The following is an 18,264-nucleotide window of genomic DNA, read 5'->3' on the forward strand; positions in this document are numbered from 1 at the left end:
CACACCGGCCGGCACCCGCGCCGAGAACGTGAGAGGAAGCCGAAGTGGGTGCGTTCGTAGCCGAGGTGGCCCTGCGCTGGTCCGACATGGACGCGTTCGGGCACGTCAACCACGCCAGGACGGTGACCCTCCTGGAGGAGGCGCGGGCCGAGCTGCTGTTCGCCGAGGCCGGGCGGCAGGGTCTGCTCGGGATGGCCGAGGGCATGGTGGTCGCGCGGGTCACGATCGACTACCACACGCCCCTGGTTTACTCGGCGGGCTCGCTGCAGGTGCGGATGTCGGTGCGCGAGCTGAAGGCGGCGTCGTTCCTGGTCGACTACGCCGCCTACGCCCACGACTCGGTGCTGGCGGCCTCCGCCGAGACGCTGATGGTGCCCTACGACCTGCGGGCGGGGCGGCCGAGGCGGCTGACCGAGGACGAGCGCGCGTTCCTGTCGGAGTGGCAGGTCGCGATCGACGGGGCGGAGCTGGGCCGTGCCTGAGCTGCGGATCCCCGACGCGGTCGAGCGGGAGGACCTCGGTGCGTTCGTCGCACGCGCGGTGCGGCTCGACGGGCAGGCGATGGTGCGGATGCGCAACCGGCCCGACACGGACCGCCTGGACGTGTGGGCGGCGACGCCGTTCGACGCGCTGTGCACCCGGTCGGTCGAGGGCTCGGTGAAGCCGTCGGACCTGACCGCGTCGGGCAGCGAGCTGCTGGCGACGCTGACGGTCGCCGGTGGCCCGGTCATGGACCCGGGGCCGCCGCGCGACCTGCTGTGGCGTTCGGAGCTGCCGCCGCCAGGTGGCTGGCACCGCGTGGACGACCTGCCCGCCCGGGTGGTGGGGGAGGTCGCCGAGCGCGGTATCGACGTCGCCAAGGACAACGTCGGTCCGAAGGGGACGCCGCCTGCTTCGCTGCTGGACCAGGAGGTCTTCACCGTCAGCGGCTCCGGCTTCGACGTCAAGGTGCCGCTGCGGTGCCTGTTCGTGCTGTCCGGCATGGGCTTCCTCCCGCCTTCGCCGCCGGAGGGCGAGATCGTGCGGGTCAGCGCGACGGATTCGTGGCTGCGCCTGGACTCCCGGTTCGGCGCCGTCGTGCGCCGCAGGCACGCCCTGCTGCCGCTGCTGATGTGACGGCATCCCGCCCGGCGGGACATCTGGAGTCGAAGCGGTTTGCGTGGCGGTGCCGGTGGCGGAACCTCAGTGCCTGTTTTTGATCCCCGGGGGTGGGGTGGAAGAGGGCCTTTGCTAGTGATCGTGACACCACATCAAGATCGACACAGCAAAGGCCCGATCCGTTTGTACACCACAACAGCCCAGGACAGCTCTACCGCCCGCCCACGCCGCTACCCGACCGACACCACCGACGCCGAGTGGGCGTTGATCGAACCGCTGCTGCCCACTCCGGCGTGTGAGACCTCCAGCGGCGGTCACCCGGAACAGCACCCGCGTCGCGACGTGGTCGATGCCATCCGCTACGTCATCGACAACGGCTGCAAATGGCGTGGGCTGCCCGCGGACTTCCCTCCGTGGCAGACCGTCTACGGCTTCTACAACCGCTGGAGCCGCGACAACGTCGTCCTCGCCCTGCGTGACAGCCCGCGCGAGCAGATCCGCACCCGCGCCGGACGCCACCACCAGCCCAGCGCGGGCGTCATCGACTCCCAATCCGTGCGCGCCGCCGAAACCGCGGGCCGCGACACCCGCGGCTACGACGCGGGCAAGAAAGTCAACGGACGCAAACGACACATCACCACCGACACACTGGGCCTGCTGCTGGGCGTGTGTGTCACCGGAGCCCACGTCACCGACCGACGCGGCGCCGAACTCCTCCTGCGCTACCTCCGTAAAACCCAGCAGCGGCTCAGCCTGCTGTGGGCCGACGCGGGCTACGCGGGCCGCCTGATCACCTGGGCGGACACCGCCCTGGGCATCACCCTGCACATCGTCCGCAAAATCACCGGACAGATCGGTTTCCAGGTACTACCCCGACGCTGAGTCGTCGAACGCACCCTGTCCTGGATCACCCAAGCCCGCCGCACCGTCCGCGACTACGAACGCCTGCCCGCCCACTCCGAAACCGTCATCAACTGGGCCGCCATCACCCTCATGACCCGCCAACTCACCCACTAACCAAGATCAAAAACAGGCACTCAGGCGCCCTCTGGCTCCGGGATCGATGTCCAGGCGGCGGCCGGAGCGCCCGGAACCGGGGTCAGGAACGGGCGCTGTATCGGGCGGGTTCTTCGCCGCGGGCGTCGGGGACCGGTGCCGCCGGGCGGTCGTCCGGACCGCTACCGCCAGTACCGGTGAGCGCCGGGCGGTCGTCGCCCGGTACCACGCGGTCGTCGGGCTGGCGGATCTTGTCGACGATCCAGCGCACGCTCTCGCTGACCGCGGCCTCCAGTGGTCCCCGGGTGAAGTACCGGCGCCACAGCAGTGGGAACAGGATCGAGAAGCCGAGGAAGAACTCGGGCATGTAGGTGTTGAGGAAGGCCACGAAGCCCACCGGCCGGTGCCCGTCGGCGGGGAACGCCGGCATGTCGGGGATGTCGTGCGGCAGCGCCGGGCCCATGCTCGCCAGCTTCGCCAGGAAGTCCGGCACCCCGCTCAGCGGCCAGCCCCCGACCACGATCTGCCAGGCCATCACCAGCGCGTGCAGCGCGTAGAGGCTCAGGGCCATCGAGCCCGCCCTAGCCAGCGGCAACAGCCAGCGGCCCGCCCGGTCGGCGAGCTCCAGGCACGTCGCGAGCACCACGAGCGCGATCCCCAGCGAGCCGGCCAGTTCGAAGGAGGTGCCGCTGTGCGGTGTCGCGCCCAGCAGCCAGTCCGGATGCTGGATCGGCACCGTGCCCTGCGCGGTCATCTCCGGCAGCCCGCCGACGGCCCACACCAGCCAGCGCGAGACGTTGTAGGCCACCGCGGTCAGCACCACTCCGATCGCGGTGAGCCACAGCCGGACCTTCCTGGAACGCAGGTCCAGGCGTCCGACGGCCATGCCCGCCAGCACCAGCGGCAGGTACGACGCCGCCGGGTAGAAGCCCATCAGCAGCAGGTCGAACACGCCGAGGTCGGCCACCGCGTGGCCGGGGTCGGCGGAGTTCACCGCCTCCACCAGGGCCGTCATCGGCGTGCCGTCGGCGATCCAGGTGCGCAGCACGAACGAGAGCTGCGGACCGATCGCGGCGGCGGCGAACGCCGAGACCGCCAGCCCGCGCACCGACATCCCGAGGAACGGCAGGGCGAGCAGGAAGTACATGCCGTAGAAGGCGATGATCACGGTGAGCAGGAACCCGGTGGCCTCGGTGACCTTGGCCAGCCCGATCCCGACGACCACCAGCAGCGCAGCCCGCACCGCGACCCGCAGCCGGGCGTCGCGCAGCGCCGCCCCCCGCGGCACCACCGTCCGCCCGGACAGCATCGCCAGCGACAGCCCGGCCAGCAGCGTGAACAGCGCCGTCGAACGACCGCTGGAGAACTGGGCGACCACGATCTCGGGATGGCCTTCGAGGAACGGAACCCCGAAGTGGATGTTGAACATCCCGAACACCGCGAAGAAGCGGGCGATGTCGACGCCGACCAGGCGACGCTTGCGCTGCGCCCGCGGCTTCCGGGCCGTCGGCTCGGCGAGGCAGGGTGAGGTCATGATGTCCAGGGGTTCGCGGGATACCTGGCGGCGCGGGGCCGCGTGGAATGTATCTAGCCGACGAACCGATCACACACCCCAGGGGGCGCCGCAGAGGCGATACTCACACCATCGGCGGCATGCCGAACTTCCCGTCATGCCAACCAGACGGCGGTTCCCCCGGGCAGCTGACCCGATGCGAGCGGGCGGCTGGACAGCAGGATCTCACCTGGTGGCACGGGAACCGGCGCGGTCGAGGTGTTCAGCGCGCAGATCAGGTCGCTGCCGACGCGGCGGAAGGCGAAGCAGCCCTCCGGAGCGCCGAACCACTCCACCTCGTCACCGGCGAAGGCCGGGTGCTCGCTGCGCAGCTCCAGCGCCCGCCGGTACAGCGAAAGCGTCGACTCCGGGTCCTCGAGCTGCGCCTCGACGGTGAAGGAGGCCCAGTCCGCGGAGATCGACGGCCACTCGCCGGGCCGCTCGGAGAAGCCGAACGGCGGGTCCTGGCCCTCCCACGGCATCGGAATCCGCTGCGCGCCGGGAAGTCCCAGCTCCTCGCCGTGGCGCAGGCACGCCGCGCCCGGCAGCGCGAGCTGAACCATCGCCATCGCGCGCACCGGCGTCAGCGCCGCGTCGTCGCGCGCGGTGCCGCGCGTCGCCATCGCCCACGCCGGGCGCGGTGGCGCGTCGAGCACCCGGATGATCGCCTCGCGCACGGCGCCGGCGTCGAAGCCGGCCACCGCCAGGTCGAGGTTGAACGCGAGCTGCCAGCCCGGGCCGCTGCCGATCGCGATCCGCTCCGGGTAGCGGTCCACCACCGCGCGGATCGTGGGGGCGACGCCCTCGCGCGGATCGAGGTGGAAGCCGTCGACGCCGAGGTCCAGCCAGTCCCGCAGGACGCCCTCGGGGTCCTCCCGCGCGGGGTCGAGGTCCATCGCGATGAGAAGCCGGATGCCCGCCTGGTGCGCCTCGTCGAGCAGCGCCTCGAACGAGCCCGGCGGGTACTGCAGCCCGCCGACTCCGGCGAGCACGATCGCGTCGACGCCGAGCAGTTCCAGGTACCCGAGCCGGGCCAGGACGCCGCCGAAGTCCCCGATGCCGTCACCGTCACCGTCGGCGAACGACCGCACGTCGATCCGGTAGAAGACCGCGTCGCGCCACCACGCCCCGGCGTCCTCCGGCTCCGGTGTCGTCATGCCGTCCGCTCCGCCACCAGCGGTTCCGCTCGTCTCAGCACCGCGTCCGCACCTTCCGATCCACCGGACCCATCACGCACCTTCCAGGCCGTCCCCCGGGCCGTCAGACACAACGATGCCCGGTACGGGATTCTCCCGCACCGGGCGTCGTCGTCGGCCTCCCGCACGGCGGTTTCAGTCCCGCGGGTCCGTTGCCGGCGTCCGGGAGCCTTTCGGGGCGCTACAGCAGCCCAGAAGACTCACGGGACGTTCCGGTGCGGGCCCGCGGGGGTCAGAACCACGAGTTGACCAGGCTCTGGGCCGCCATCTCGAAGTACTGCCAGAGCTGTTCGCGCTGCTCGGGGGTGAGGTCGGCCTCGTCCACCGCGATGCGCATGCAGCGCAGCCACGCGTCGCGTTCGGCGAACCCGATCTTGAACGGGGCGTGCCGCATCCGCAGCCGTGGGTGGCCGCGGCGGTCGGAATAGGTGTGCGGCCCGCCCCAGTACTGCATCAGGAACAGCCGGAGGCGCTCCTCCGCCGGGCCGAGGTCCTCCTCCGGGTACAGCGGCCGGAGCAGCTCGTCCTTCGCCACCTCGGCGTAGAACCGGGACACGATCCGGTGAAAGGTTTCCTCGCCGCCGACCTGTTCGTAGAAGGTCTCCAAGCTAGTCACCCCTCCATCCTCCTAGGCCACGCCCGCGGGTGTCACGCCTGCCCCGGGCTCGTCGGCGTGACCGGACGGCCGTTGGGGTAGGGCGGCTGGATGTCCGAGTCGTCGTAGGCGCGCTTGATCTCCGCGCGCAGCCGGCGCTGCACCGCCCACTGCTTGCCCGGCCGGACCTTCGTGGTCAGCCGCAGCGTTATGGTGTCCGACGTTATCTGGTCCACACCCAGCATCTCCGGCGGTTCCAGCACGTCCTGCGAGAGCGGTTCGCGCGAGGTGGCCTCGGCCGCGACCTCGCCGGCGACCTCGATGGCCTTCTCGACGTCGCTGTTGTGCGAGATCGGGAAGTCCACCACGGCGACCGCGAAGCCCTGGCTGGAGTTGCCGACGCGCAGGATCTCGCCGTTGCGGACGTACCAGACGGTGCCGTTGAGGTCGCGCAGCGTGGTCACCCGCAGGCCCACCGCCTCCACGGTGCCGGTGGCCTCGCCGAGATCCACGACGTCGCCGACGCCGTACTGGTCCTCGACCATCATGAACATCCCGGACAGGAAGTCCCGGACCAGGTTCTGCGCGCCGAAGGCGACCGCGACACCGAGCACACCGGCCGAGGCCAGCACCGGGCCGAGCTCGACGTCGAAGACCTTCAGCACGTACATCGACGCGATGCCGAAGATCAGGAACGACGCGATGGACTTCAGCACCGAGCCGATGGTGCGGGCGCGCTGCTTGCGCCGTTCGGAGAGCAGTTCGGCGGTGAGGGTGTCGCCGCGGCGCTCCTTCAGCGGCTGCAGCAGCTTCGGGGTCTTGCCGTTGCCGCGGGTCAGCCCGTTGATCGTGCGGTGCACGAAGTACCGCAGCAGGAAGGCGACCAGCAGGATGAAGACGATGTTGAGCGGCTTGGCGATCAGCAGCTCGGCGTAGGCGGCCAGCCACTCGACGCCGGTCAGGTCGTGGATCGTCTTGCACCAGCTGCCCGCCTCGTTGACGCAGCTGGGTTGGGCGAGCAGCGGGGGGATCATCGGTTCGGGGATTTGCATCGATCTTCCTGGGGAGCTTCGGGGGATGGCAGCGGGGGCGGGTGGGTTCGTGAACGCCCCGCCGTTCACGACGCCCACCGCGCCGCTGCCGTTGTCTCCAGTGCCGGACCGACCGCGCGGCTCAGCCGAGTGCGAGCCCGGTCGCCTCCGCCAGGAAGGCCAGCTGGTCGGTCGCCAGCCCCACCGTACGTGAAACCGAGCGGGCGGAATGCCCGACCTCGGTCTCCCTGCGCAGCAACACCGGCCGTTCGCCCGGGTCGGAAGCGGTCGCGTGCTGGAGCGCCGCGCACATCTTGCGCGCGTGGTTGGGGTCGACCCGGGTGTCGGACTCGAACACCGTCAACAGCACCGACGGGTAGCGGGTCCCCTCGCGCACCGCGTGGTACGGCGAGTACGACAGCAGCCAGCCCAGCTCCTCGGCGTCGTCGGCGGTGCCGTACTCCTCGTTCCAGGTGCGGCCCAGCAGGAACCGCTCGTAGCGCACCATGTCCAGCAGTGGCGCGGAACACACCACCGCCCGGTACAGGTCGGGCCGCTGGGTCAGCGCCGCGCCCACGAGCAGCCCGCCGTTGGAGCCGCCGGAGATCGCCAGCTGGTCGGAGGTCGTCCAGCCCTGCTCGACCAGGTGCTCGGCGGCGGCGTGGAAGTCGTCGAAGACGTTCTGCTTGCTCTCGCGCATGCCGGCGCGGTGCCACTGCTCGCCTTCCTCGCCGCCACCGCGCAGCGACGGCTCGGCCCACACCCCGCCCGCGGAGACCCAGGCCAGCGCGGACGGCGTGTAGCCGGGCTCCATCGACAGCGAGAAGCCGCCGTAGCCGGTCAGCAGCACCGGGCGGGGGCGGTCGGGCTCGGCGGTGGGGCTGAGCACGAACATCCGCACCTCGGTGCCGTCCAGCGAGGTGTAGGTGACCTGGCGGGTGTGCACGTCGGGCAGGTCCACCGCGCCCGGCGCCCGCGCCTCGAGGCCGGTCTCACCGCTCGTGCGCGAGTAGGTGTGCACGCAGGGCGGGGTGGCGAAGTCGGTCCAGCCCAGCCACAGGCGGTCGCGGTCGTGCGTGGTCAGCTCGTCGACGGTGTTGAGCGCGGTGACCTGCCCGGTGCCCGGCAGCGGCACCTCGTCGGTGCGCTCACCGGTGGCCGGGTCGTGCAGCGTCAGCTCCGACACCGCGTGCCGGGTGCGCAGCACGGCCAGGCGCGGCTCGCCGTCGCCGGGGTCGAACCAGCGCACCGCCTCCAGCACCGAGTCCGGGTCCTCGGGGACCAGCTCGGTCCAGTTCTCCGGCTCCGGGTGCTCGGGGTCGGCCACGCACAGCCGCCAGCGCGGCGCGTCCAGCGTGGTCTGCACGTACATCCGGCCGTCACGCTCGACCCATGCCGAGGCGCGCACGCCGTCGGAGGTGTCGAGGACGCGGCGCAGCTCGGGCACCGGGGCACCGTCGGAGAGGTCGGCGATCCACACCGAGTCGCGGCGCGCGGTGCCCGGGCTGCCGTGCACGAACAGCCACCGGCCGTCCCGGGACACCGACGTGCCGAAGTAGAACGTGTGGTGCAGGCCCTCGCCGTGCACGAGCAGGTCCTGCTCCGGGTCGGCGCCCACCCGGTGGCGCCACACCCGGCGGTGGAACTGCTCCTCGCCCTCGGGCACCGACTCCTTGGGCAGGCGCCGGACGTAGAAGAACTCCTCGCCACCGGGCAGCCACGCGATCGAGGTGTAGCGGCAGCGGTCGATCGGCCCCTCGATGCGCTCGCCGGTGGCCACGTCGATGACGTGCAGCAGCGACTCTTCGTCGCCGCCGACCGAGACCTGGTAGGCCAGCTTGTCGCCCTCCAGGCTGGGGGACCACGCGTCCAGGGTCGTCAGGCCGGAGGGGTCGATCTCGGTGACGTCCAGCAGCACGCGCTCGGAGCCGTCGGCCTCGCGCACGTGCAGGACGGCGAACTCCTGGCCGGGCAGGCGGCGGGTGAAGAACGCCCGTCCCGCCCGCCACACCGGGGCCGAGACCGAGCCCGCCGACAGCAGCGACCGCATCCGCTCGGCGACCGCCTCGCGGCCCGGGAGCGCGTCGAGCCAACCGCGAGCAAGCTCGTCCTGGGTGGCGGACCACTCCTTGGTCCGCGGGTCGGCGGCGTCCTCCAGCCACCGGTACGGGTCGTCGATCCGGCGCCCGTGGAGCACCTCCGAGGTTTCGGATCGCTCGGCGTCTGGGTAAGTCAGCACAACATCGGTCACGCCCGCCGACAATACGTGCGTTCACGCCGCTTTCGCCGGAACGCAATGGATCATTTCCGCGCATGCGGTGAATCGCCGGTTCGAGGCGCCGCGGCGGATCAGTTCACCTCTCGGCCGCGCGTTGTTCACGGGGGATTTGAACAACCACTTCGCAACACGTGTCGAATCACACGTGCGTTCGGGCGGACATTTGTGTTCGACTTATGCCCGGTACCCGGTGGAGGTGGTCGCGTGCCCGACCGACAACCGACTCCGAAAGGCGCAGCCGCTGGGCTGGCGCCTCGGGCCCCCCTGTGCTCTGCACAGCCGGCCCGCGGGAGTGGACCGCCGCTGGCGGCCGACCGGCCGCCCGGCCACGCAGGCGCTTGGCGCAAGCGGCGGGTGTTGTTGCTGAACACCACGTTCGAGCCCCTGACCGCGCTGCCGTTGCGCAGGGCGATCGTGCTCATCGTGTGCGGGAAGGCAGAGGTCGTGCACGGCGATTCGGCCGGGATGGTGCTGCACTCGGCGACCAGCAGCGTCGAGGTGCCGTCGGTGATCCGCCTGAGCAACTTCGTGCGGGTGCCCTACCGCGGGCGGGTGCCGCTGACCAGGGCGGCGCTGATGCTGCGGGACAACCACCGCTGCGTCTACTGCGGCGGGCGGGCCGAGACGATCGACCACGTGGTGCCGAGGAGCCGTGGTGGGCCGCACGCGTGGGAGAACTGCGTGGCGAGTTGCACGAAGTGCAACCACCGCAAGGCCGACAAGACGCTGAGCGAGCTGGGCTGGCGGCTGCCGGTGGCCCCGCATGCGCCGCGCGGGCGGCACTGGCGGTTGCTCGCCGGGCTGTCCGAAACGGACCCGTTGTGGCTGCCGTACCTGGGTGAGCCGGCCGCCTAGGCGGCGAGAGCACCGGTGTCCGTGGCCGCGCAGGCGGCCGCGAGGCGCTGGTCGAGGTCGCGGGCGCTGATGCGCACACCGCGGTGGACGCCGGAGATCCGAACACCGCTGCGACCGCTGATCCGCACGCCCCGGTCCTGCCCGGAAATGCGCACGCCGCGGTGCCGACCGCTGATGCGCACGCCCTGGTGCGTCCCGCTGATCCGGACGCCCCGGTGCCGGCCCGAGATGCGCACACCGTGCCGTGCGCTGATGCGGACCCCGCGCTGCTCGCCGGAGATCCGCACGCCGCTCCGTGCGCTGATGCGCACTCCACTGCACGCGCTGATGCGAACACCCGCCTGACCGCTGATCCGCACACCCTGGCGCGCGCTGATCCGCACGCCGCTGCGTCCACTGATCCGCACGCCCCGGTCCTGCCCGGAGATCCGGACCCCGCGCTGTTCACCGCTGATGCGGACGCCGCGCTGTTCACCGGAGATCCGCACGCCGCTCCGTGCGCTGATGCGGACACCTGCCTGCCCACTGATGCGGACACCCGCCTGACCGCTGATGCGCACGCCGCGGTCGTGTCCGGAGATCCGCACACCGCTGCGACCGCTGATCCGCACGCCCCGCGCCGCACCGCTGATGCGGACCCCGCGATTCGTCCGCGCGTCGTTGTCGATTCGGGCCGCCCGACCGTGCCCGCTAATGCGCACACCGTGTTCAAGCAAGGGCTCGCCATTCACCGGAAGGGTGAGGGTGTTGGTCTGTGTGGCGGTTACGATGATCGACATTGTGTGCCTCCTGCATTCAAAACAACCGTTGAACGCGTATGATCAAATATGCAAGACCCATACAGGTGAAAAGTTAGAAGCACGCAACCCCAAGAACAAGCCGCCAAGTTGCCGCCGGTTGCAACCTTCTGGTTGGACTCCATTCGGACGGGCGCGCTAGGCCATTCGTGTTACTTGGTGTGACCTAAAGCACAGTGAGAGTCGGCGGCGAGCGGTGCGTCCGTCTTCGCGCACGGGCATATACCAGCGACAACGCCGTGGTCGCGCACCGTCCGCGGCCGTTGCGGAACTCTCGGTGGCCGCTGGTCGAAGAACTCCTGTCAGCCGTGGTCGCGACCCACGATCCCGGCGTCATCGGATACCGTAACCGCTGTGACTGTCGTGGAGACTCTGCTCGTCCTGGCGGTGGTCCCAGCGGCCATCTACGGGATCATCGTGCTCATCGCGCTGTGGCCACGGTTCACCCGTCCCCGCTACCGCGCGGGCCAGGAGTGGGACTTCGCTCCGGTGTTCTGGGTCGCGAACCCCGCGGGCGTCAGCGCCGCTCCGCTGGCCGACCTGGAATCCGAGGACGCACAGCCCAGCACCGCCCGGGGAGGCGCACGTGGCAACTGGTGAGATCGCCCGCTCCTCCGAGGCCCCGGACCTCGGCGCCGGCGAGGCGCTGATGGCGACGGGCCGGGTGTCCATCGCCCGCAAGGTGGAGCCCGAGCGTCCGAAGCTGCCGTTCAGCACCACCCAGCTGTCCAGGCTGGACGAGGCCCTCACGCTCTCCAGCCGGACCACCGGACTGGAGTTCGCCATCTACATCGGCGGCCTCGGCGAGGACACCCGCGCCACCGCCGAGGAGCTGCACGCCGGCCTGGGCGGCCGCGCGCAGGACGGGGTCCTGGTCGCGGTGTCGCCGGGCCAGCGCAAGTTCGAGATCGTCACCGGCGAGGAAGCCCACCGCCGGGTCCCGGACCGCAGCTGCCAGCTCGCGGCGATGAGCATGGTCGCCTCCTTCCGCGAGGGCGAGCTGGTCGAGGGCCTGATCAGCGGGCTGCGGATGCTCGCCGACACCGCGGGCACCAAGTTCGGCGACCACTGAGGACGCTGCCGCGAAACCACTGAGGACGGCCCCGGCGGGGCCGTCCTCGCGTGCGTTCACCGGTCAGAGCAGGCCGAAGCTCTGGAAGTGCTTGAACATCTCGTAGGCCGACGAGGTGACCGCGACCGCCCCGGCCTGCTTGGCCTGCGTCCCGTACTGCAGCTCGCCGCGCTGTCCGCAGTAGATGATGACCGGCGTGTCGACACCCAGGTCCCGAAGCTCCCGCAGCAGGACGAGCCCCGCGTCGGAGCGGTAGCGCCCGTCCTCGGTGCGCGACATGTCCGAGATGATCAGCCGGTAGGGCCGTTCGGACAGCTCGCTCAGCGCCTCGCCGGTCGACGCCACCATCGACACCCGCACGCCGTTGTCGCGCAGCTGCTCCACCAGCAGCGCGTGCGACTCGGGCCGCTCGGCCACCCACAGCACCGCGAACGGCTCCGGGCCGACCGGGGCGTGCACGTCGGGCAGGTCGCTCTCCTCCAGCTCCGACCCCAGCGGCGGGGGCGGGGCGAGCACCTCCTCCAGCTCCAGTGGACCCGCGCCGACCCGCTGCTCCTTGGTGTCGAGCTGCTTGCTGAGCATGCTCAGCTGCCGCTGGAGGTCCTGGATCATGTCGTTCTGCTGGTCGTTGAGCTCGTGCATGGTGAGCTTCTGGCCGCCCACCTCGAACTCCAGCTCCCGCTTCTCGGCGGTCTTGAGCACCCGCCCGATCGCGCGCCGGAACACGAAGATGGCCGTCAACGTGATCAGCGGCCACAGGAGCTGGGCGATCGACGAGATCAACTGGGACATCGCGGCTCCACTGCTCGCCGAGGCGCCGCGGTCGCCGGGCGCCTGACCGGACCGACCCGCCCAGCTTACGTGCGGTGAACGACTGGACACGGAAGGTGAGAAGCCGTGTCCGGTGCCGTCCGTGATCCTTTCGGGGCAACCCCGCAAGGCTCACGGACGGCCACCTCAGGAACGGTCGAACTCACGTGCGGCCAGCGCCCGCACGATGCCGGCGCGGCCCTCGGAAACCAGGCGCCGCAGCGCCGGGGCGTGCTCGCCCTCCAGCCAGCGGTCGGCCACCGCGACGGTGTCCTCGTCGACCGCCCACGACGGGAACAGCCCGATCACGGTGGGCTGCGCCCGCTCGCTGGACCGGCGGTGCCAGACCTCGTCGATCTCGTCGAAGTAGCGCCGCACGTAGGACGCCAGCAGCTCGCGCTGCCCCGGGTGCTGGAACCCGGAGATGATCGCGTCGCTGATGGCGTTGGGCAGCTGGTCGTCGTGGACCGCGCGCTGCCAGGCCTTCTCCTTGGCCTCCGGGGTCGGGATCAGCGAGCGGGCCCGCTCGGCACGCCTGCGGCCGGTCGCGGTCTGGTCCCGCTCCAGCTCGGCGTCGATCTCGGCCTCGCCCGCGGCGCCGTGGGCGACCAGCGCCTGCAGCAGGCCCCAGCGCAGGTCGGTGTCGACGGTGAGGCCCTCCAGCGGCGCCGTGCCGTCCAGCCAGCCGCGCATCGCCGAGATCTGCTCCTCGCCGAGCACCGAGCCCGCCAGCGAGTTGACGAACGCGAGCTGGTGGTCGGAGCCGGGCTCGGCGGCGCGGGCCAGCTCGAGCAGGCGGCCCGCGAAGCGGCGCCAGCCCTCCGGCTGCCACGCCGGGTCGGCGTAGGAGGCCAGCGCGGTCTGGGTCTGCAGCAGCACCCGCTGGACCACGCCGATCTCGCTCTCCGCGCCGATGCCGGTGGTGGGGGAGCTGCCGAGCACGAGGCTGACGAAGTCGCGGGCCTTGAGCTCGGCCTCGCGGGTCATCTCCCAGGCCGTCGACCAGCACAGCGCGCGCGGCAGCGACTCCTGGATGTCGGCGATGCGGTCGATGAGCGTGGCCAGCGACTGCGGGTCCAGCCGCATCGTGCAGTAGGTCAGGTCGTCGTCGTTTACCAGCACCAGCTTGCCCCGGTGCACGCCGACCAGGTCGGGGACCTCGGTGCGCTCGCCGGTGACGTCGAGCTCCACGCGGTGGGTCCGCACCAGCTCGCCGGTGGCCGGGTCGTCGTCGTAGATGCCGATCGCCAGGCGGTGCGTGCGGTGCTCACCGGCGCCGGGACGGGCCGGGCTCTGCAGCACCGAGAACGAGGTGAAGCGGCCCTCGTCGTCGATGGCGAGCTTCGGGCGCAGCATGTTCAGACCGGTGGTCTGCAGCCACTGCGCGCTCCACCAGGACAGGTCGCGGCCGGACGCCTCCTCCAGCGCGACGAGCAGGTCGTCGAGCGTGGCGTTGCCCCACGCGTGCCGGTCGAAGTAGACCTTCAGCCCGGCCAGGAAGTTCTCCAGACCCACGTAGGCCACGAGCTGCTTGAGCACCGACGCGCCCTTGGCGTAGGTGATGCCGTCGAAGTTGACCTCGACCGCCTGCAGGTCGGGGATGTCGGCGGCCACCGGGTGCGTGGAGGGCAGCTGGTCCTGCCGGTAGGCCCAGGACTTCTCCACGCTGGCGAAGGTCGTCCAGGCGTTGGTGTACTGGGTCGCGCCGACCTGCGCCAGCACGCTGGCCCACGTCGCGAAGGACTCGTTGAGCCACAGGTCGTCCCACCAGCGCATGGTGACCAGGTCGCCGAACCACATGTGCGCCATCTCGTGCAGGACGGTCTCGGAGCGGCGCTCGTAGAGGTAGCCGGTGACCCGCGACCGGAAGACGTAGTCCTCCAGGAAGGTCACGCAGCCCGCGTTCTCCATGGCGCCGGCGTTGAACTCCGGAACGAAGCACTGGTCGTACTTGCCGAAGGGGTAGGGCACGCCGAAGGCCTTGTGGAAGAACCCGAAACCCTGCTTGGTCTCGATGAACAGCCGCTCGGCGTCGAGGTGCTCGGCCAGCGAGGCGCGGCAGTAGATGCCCAGCGGGATCTCGTCCTGGCCGTCGTCGCCGGGGAAGACGTCGCGCCACTCGGCGTAGGGACCCGCCACCAGCGCGACCAGGTAGGTCGACATCGGCTTGGTGGTGTCGAAGACGTGCCGCCGGGTGCCCTCGCCGGTGTCGGTGACCTCACCGGCGGCGTTGGAGATGACCTTCCAGTCCTGCGGCGCGGTGACGGTGATCTGGTAGGTGGCCTTGAGGTCGGGCTGGTCGAAGCAGGTGAACATCCGCTTCGCGTCGGCGGTCTCGAACTGGCTGTAGAGGTAGACGCCGCCGTCGACGGGGTCGATGAAGCGGTGCAGGCCCTCACCGGTGTTGGTGTACTGGCAGTCGGCGTGCACCACCAGCTCGTTGTCGGCGGCCAGCTCCGGCAGCCGGATGCCCGTCGACTCGTCGTAGTCGGAGACGTCGAGCTCGACACCGTTGAGCACGGCGCTGCGCACCCGTGCCGCCACCAGGTCGATCCAGCTCTCCGCGCCCGGCGTCGCGCTGCGGAACCGCACGGTGGTGGTCGAACCGAAGGTCTCCACCTCCGGACCACCCGCTCCTGCGGACAGGTCCAGCTCGATCGCGTAGGACTGGACCTCCAGCAGCGCGGCACGCTGCTCGGCCTGCTCGCGGGTGAGGTTCGGCGGGGCCACGGATTCACCTCGTTGCTCGTCGGGAGACCGGTGCGTTGCGACCGCACCGGCAGGGGCTCAGGCATCAAATCACGTCCCGGGTGGTGCTGTGACGTTCGGTGGTGGCGCTGATTCGTCGGCGTGTCGGTCGTCTGGGGCACGCGGGACTCCTGCGCCGGGAGGGGATGCCGGTGCGCTGCCGGGAAGACACTGGTGCGCCGAGGGGTTACACCGGCAGAGGCCCGGACACCGCCGGGTGCGTGATCATGGAGGTTTGGACAGATGACCGCTGAGGACCGGCCGAGGGTCGACTTCTACTTCGACCCCGCCTGCCCGTTCGCGTGGGTGACGTCCCGCTGGATCCTGGAGGTCCAGCAGGTGCGCGACATCGACCTGCACTTCCGGGTCATGAGCCTGTCCGTGCTCAACGAGGGCCGGGACCTGCCCGAGGACTACCTGGAGCTGCTGGCCAAGGCGTGGGGACCGGTGCGGGTGGCCATCGCCGCGGCCAAGCACCACGGCGAAGAGGTCCTTGCGCCGTTCTACACCGCTCTCGGGACCCGGATCCACGACCAGGGCAACCACGACTACGACGCCGTCATCGCCGAGTCGCTGGCCGAGGTCGGCCTGCCCGCGTCGCTGGCGGAGGCCGCGAACAGCACCGACTACGACGAGGAGCTGCGGGCCAGCCACCACGCCGGCATGGCGCCGGTCGGGGAGGACGTCGGCACGCCCACCATCCACGTGGACGGCGTGGCGTTCTTCGGCCCGGTGCTCTCCCGGATCCCGCGCGGTGAGGAGGCGGGCCGCATCTTCGACGGCGCCCGGCTGCTGGCGGGCTACCCGTACTTCTTCGAGCTGAAGCGGACCCGCACCGAGAACCCGCGGTTCGACTGAGGTTCGGGTACGCCCGGCTGCTCACCGGGGGTGGCGCCGCGGCAACCCGGCCGAGGTGTCGTTCGGTGTCCTGGTCAGCCGGGACACCACCCGGTTCCCGGGACGAGTGGTCGCCGCTGGTCCGACCGGTGCCGGGTGATCGCCGCGAGTTCCGTTCCGAACAGGGTTGTGACAGGCTCGGTGTGACGTCCGACGTTGTCACAGTCTTGTGGAGGATTCCATGGCGGCGCCCAGCACCAGCACCGGCCACGTCATCGGCGGCGAGCACGTCGAGGGCGCCGGCGAGCGCATCGACGTGGTCAACCCCGCCACGGAGCAGGTGATCGCCTCGGTGCCGGCGGGCACCCCGGCCGACGTCGACGCCGCGGTGGCCGCGGCGCGGGCGGCGTTCGACGGCTGGGCCGCGACGCCGACGGGGGAGCGTGCGGCGGCGGTCCGGCGGATCTCCGAGGGGCTGGCGGCGCGCCGCGACGAGATCGCCGCGACGGTGACCGCCGAGATGGGCTCACCGATCTCGTTCTCCACGCACGTGCACGCGAGCGTGCCGGTGGCGACCTCGGCGGGCATCGCCGAGGTCCTGGAGACCGGGTTCCCGTGGACCGAGGAGTCCGGCAACTCGCTGATCGTGCGCGAGCCGATCGGGGTGGTCGCGGCGATCACGCCGTGGAACTACCCGCTGCACCAGATCGTCGCCAAGGTGGCCGCGGCACTGGCGGCGGGCTGCACGATCGTGCTCAAGCCGAGCGAGGTGGCACCGCTGACCGCCGGGATCTTCGCCGAGGTCGTGGCCGAGGCCGGGGTCCCGGCTGGGGTGTTCAACCTCGTGCACGGCACCGGCCCGGTGGTCGGCGAGGCGCTGGCCGCCCACCCGGACGTCGACATGGTGTCCTTCACCGGGTCGACGCGGGCCGGTCGCCGCGTATCGGAGGTCGCCTCGGCGACGGTCAAGCGCGTCGCGCTCGAACTCGGCGGCAAGTCGGCCAACATCGTGCTCGACGATGCCGACCTGACCAAGGCGGTCAAGCTCGGCGTCGCTGGCTGCTTCCCCAACGGCGGCCAGAGCTGCAACGCGCTCAGCCGCATGCTGGTGCCGGAATCCCTCTGCGACGAGGCGGTCTCGCTCGCCGTCGCGGCAGCGGCGAAGTACACGGTCGGCGACCCCACCGACGAGTCGACGCGGATCGGGCCGATGGTCTCCGACGTCCAGCGCGACCGGGTCGTGGAGTACATCGGCAAGGGCGTCGAGGAGGGCGCGACGCTGGCCGCGGGCGGCCCGGAGCGCCCGGAAGGCCTCGACACCGGCTACTACGTGCGCCCGACCGTCTTCTCCGGCGTGAAGCCGGAGATGACCATCGCCCGCGAGGAGATCTTCGGACCGGTGCTGTCGATCCTGTCCTACAGCGACGAGGACGAGGCCGTGCGCATCGCCAACGACAGCGAGTACGGCCTGGCGGGCGCGGTCTTCGGCTCCGAGGAGCGCGCCCTGGCGGTGGCCCGGCGCATGCGGACGGGCCAGGTGGCGGTCAACGGCGGCGCGTTCAACCCCCAGGCGCCCTTCGGCGGGTACAAGCAGTCCGGCAACGGCCGCGAGTTCGGCAAGTTCGGCCTGGAGGAGTTCCTGGAGATCAAGTCCATCCAGCGCTGAGGTCTGTCTTGGGCGCGGAAGCGGGTTCCAGGCTGCTTTCGCGCCCAAGACTACGATCAGTGTTGTGATCCGCGTTCGCGACCCACATCCATGGCCCACGACTGAGGCCGAGGCCGTCGCGATCCAGGAGCGGCTGCGTCCACTGGTTCGATTCGACGGCGAGCCCCGCGAAATCCGCACGGCCGCGGGACTGGACGTGGCGTACCGCGACGAGTCCGACGAGCTGGTCGCCGCGGTGACGGTTCTCGACGTGGCGACGCTGTCCGTCGTGGACAGCGCCGTGGTGCGCGGGAAGGCCGAGTTCCCTTATGTCCCCGGACTTTTCGCCTTCCGGGAGGCGCCGTCTCTGTTGCAGGCCTTGGCGGAGTTGTCGGTGGAACCGGACGTTCTGGTCTGCGACGGACAGGGTCTGGCGCACCCGCGCCGCTTCGGCTTGGCCTGCCATTTGGGGGTGCTCACCGACGTGCCCAGCATCGGCGTCGGCAAGACGGCGATGGGTCACTACGAGCCGCCAGGCGAGGAGCGCGGCGCCTGGACCCCGCTCCGCCTCGACGACGAAGTCGTCGGGCGAGCGCTGCGCACGCAGCGCGGGGTGAAGCCGGTGTTCGTGTCCGTAGGCCACCGCTTCACCCTCGACGCAGCCTGCGACCTCGTGTTGCGGCTGGCGCCTAAATACCGCCTGCCGGAGACGACACGCACCGCCGACCACCTGGGGCGGTCGGCTCTTCGCTGA

Annotated in this window: 17 protein-coding genes; 9 read left to right on the forward strand and 8 right to left on the reverse strand. The window is 71.0% G+C overall.

Features of this window, described 5'->3' with window-relative positions; translation table 11 throughout:
• Window positions 1-44 precede the first annotated feature (44 nt).
• The 3 genes from SACE_RS06490 (at window position 45) to SACE_RS06500 (ending at window position 1,980) form a co-directional block, all read left to right on the forward strand.
• A complete protein-coding gene (locus tag SACE_RS06490; RefSeq protein WP_009947917.1) occupies window positions 45-482 on the forward strand; it encodes an acyl-CoA thioesterase in 438 nt (145 codons plus the stop codon).
• Window positions 475-1,116 carry a DUF8185 domain-containing protein gene (locus SACE_RS06495; protein WP_009947915.1) on the forward strand — a complete coding sequence of 214 codons (642 nt, stop codon included), beginning with the start codon at window positions 475-477 and terminating at the stop codon, window positions 1,114-1,116. Before SACE_RS06490 ends, SACE_RS06495 begins: the two co-directional genes overlap by 8 nt.
• 165 nt (window positions 1,117-1,281) lie before the next feature.
• Entirely contained in the window at window positions 1,282-1,980 is a 699-nt protein-coding gene (locus SACE_RS06500; protein WP_011873327.1) for an IS5 family transposase, read from the forward strand.
• A 217-nt stretch (window positions 1,981-2,197) separates the two neighbouring features.
• Here the strand turns inward: SACE_RS06500 and SACE_RS06505 are convergent, their stop codons facing one another.
• The 5 genes from SACE_RS06505 to SACE_RS06525 all read right to left on the reverse strand — a co-directional run bounded on the left by SACE_RS06505 (window position 2,198) and on the right by SACE_RS06525 (window position 8,719).
• Window positions 2,198-3,628, reverse strand: a complete 1,431-nt coding sequence (locus SACE_RS06505) for a hypothetical protein (protein ID WP_009950707.1) — start codon at window positions 3,626-3,628, stop codon at window positions 2,198-2,200.
• A 134-nt stretch (window positions 3,629-3,762) separates the two neighbouring features.
• Window positions 3,763-4,803, reverse strand: a complete 1,041-nt coding sequence (locus tag SACE_RS06510) for an alpha-amylase family glycosyl hydrolase (protein WP_009950706.1) — start codon at window positions 4,801-4,803, stop codon at window positions 3,763-3,765.
• Window positions 4,804-5,074: 271 nt separating this feature from the next.
• Complete coding sequence (locus SACE_RS06515) at window positions 5,075-5,458, reverse strand: globin (RefSeq protein ID WP_029622125.1); 384 nt, start codon at window positions 5,456-5,458, stop codon at window positions 5,075-5,077.
• Window positions 5,459-5,490: 32 nt separating this feature from the next.
• The gene (locus SACE_RS06520; protein ID WP_009950704.1) at window positions 5,491-6,471 is read right to left on the reverse strand and encodes a mechanosensitive ion channel family protein; all 981 of its coding nucleotides are present in this window, start codon (window positions 6,469-6,471) and stop codon (window positions 5,491-5,493) included.
• A 139-nt stretch (window positions 6,472-6,610) separates the two neighbouring features.
• Window positions 6,611-8,719 carry a prolyl oligopeptidase family serine peptidase gene (locus SACE_RS06525; RefSeq protein ID WP_011873328.1) on the reverse strand — a complete coding sequence of 703 codons (2,109 nt, stop codon included), beginning with the start codon at window positions 8,717-8,719 and terminating at the stop codon, window positions 6,611-6,613.
• Between the two features lie 231 nt (window positions 8,720-8,950).
• Here SACE_RS06525 and SACE_RS06530 point away from each other — a divergent pair, with 231 nt between their 5' ends.
• Window positions 8,951-9,601: an HNH endonuclease gene (locus tag SACE_RS06530; protein WP_372491132.1), complete on the forward strand. Its 651-nt coding sequence runs from the start codon at window positions 8,951-8,953 to the stop codon at window positions 9,599-9,601.
• Here SACE_RS06530 and SACE_RS06535 read toward each other — a convergent pair.
• Window positions 9,598-10,212 carry a hypothetical protein gene (locus tag SACE_RS06535; RefSeq protein ID WP_231849935.1) on the reverse strand — a complete coding sequence of 205 codons (615 nt, stop codon included), beginning with the start codon at window positions 10,210-10,212 and terminating at the stop codon, window positions 9,598-9,600. The two genes, SACE_RS06530 and SACE_RS06535, sit on opposite strands and share 4 nt — an antisense overlap.
• A gap of 540 nt (window positions 10,213-10,752) precedes the next feature.
• On the opposite strand from SACE_RS06535, the gene ctaJ reads away from it, so the two are divergent.
• Both ctaJ and SACE_RS06545 read left to right on the forward strand, forming a co-directional pair.
• Complete coding sequence (ctaJ, locus tag SACE_RS06540; RefSeq protein ID WP_011873329.1) at window positions 10,753-10,998, forward strand: aa3-type cytochrome oxidase subunit CtaJ; 246 nt, start codon at window positions 10,753-10,755, stop codon at window positions 10,996-10,998.
• On the forward strand, window positions 10,985-11,470 hold the full coding sequence (locus SACE_RS06545; protein ID WP_009950698.1) for a DUF5130 family protein: 486 nt from the start codon (window positions 10,985-10,987) through the stop codon (window positions 11,468-11,470). The genes ctaJ and SACE_RS06545 overlap by 14 nt, the downstream gene beginning before the upstream one ends.
• Window positions 11,471-11,533: 63 nt before the next feature.
• On the opposite strand, the gene SACE_RS06550 is transcribed toward SACE_RS06545, so the two are convergent.
• On the reverse strand, window positions 11,534-12,262 hold the full coding sequence (locus SACE_RS06550; RefSeq protein WP_009950697.1) for a DNA-binding transcriptional response regulator: 729 nt from the start codon (window positions 12,260-12,262) through the stop codon (window positions 11,534-11,536).
• Between the two features lie 165 nt (window positions 12,263-12,427).
• Window positions 12,428-15,010 carry an aminopeptidase N gene (gene pepN / locus SACE_RS06555; protein ID WP_009950696.1) on the reverse strand — a complete coding sequence of 861 codons (2,583 nt, stop codon included), beginning with the start codon at window positions 15,008-15,010 and terminating at the stop codon, window positions 12,428-12,430.
• 261 nt (window positions 15,011-15,271) lie between these two features.
• On the opposite strand from pepN, the gene SACE_RS06560 reads away from it, so the two are divergent.
• The 3 genes from SACE_RS06560 (at window position 15,272) to nfi (ending at window position 18,264) form a co-directional block, all read left to right on the forward strand.
• Window positions 15,272-15,886 (forward strand): mycothiol-dependent nitroreductase Rv2466c family protein, encoded by a 615-nt coding sequence (locus SACE_RS06560; protein ID WP_009950695.1) that lies wholly within the window; start codon window positions 15,272-15,274, stop codon window positions 15,884-15,886.
• Window positions 15,887-16,106: 220 nt separating this feature from the next.
• Window positions 16,107-17,531: an aldehyde dehydrogenase family protein gene (locus SACE_RS06565; RefSeq protein WP_009950694.1), complete on the forward strand. Its 1,425-nt coding sequence runs from the start codon at window positions 16,107-16,109 to the stop codon at window positions 17,529-17,531.
• A 67-nt stretch (window positions 17,532-17,598) separates the two neighbouring features.
• Window positions 17,599-18,264 (forward strand): deoxyribonuclease V, encoded by a 666-nt coding sequence (gene nfi / locus SACE_RS06570; protein ID WP_143538296.1) that lies wholly within the window; start codon window positions 17,599-17,601, stop codon window positions 18,262-18,264.

Source organism: Saccharopolyspora erythraea NRRL 2338 (genome assembly GCF_000062885.1).
Lineage (GTDB): Bacteria > Actinomycetota > Actinomycetes > Mycobacteriales > Pseudonocardiaceae > Saccharopolyspora_D > Saccharopolyspora_D erythraea.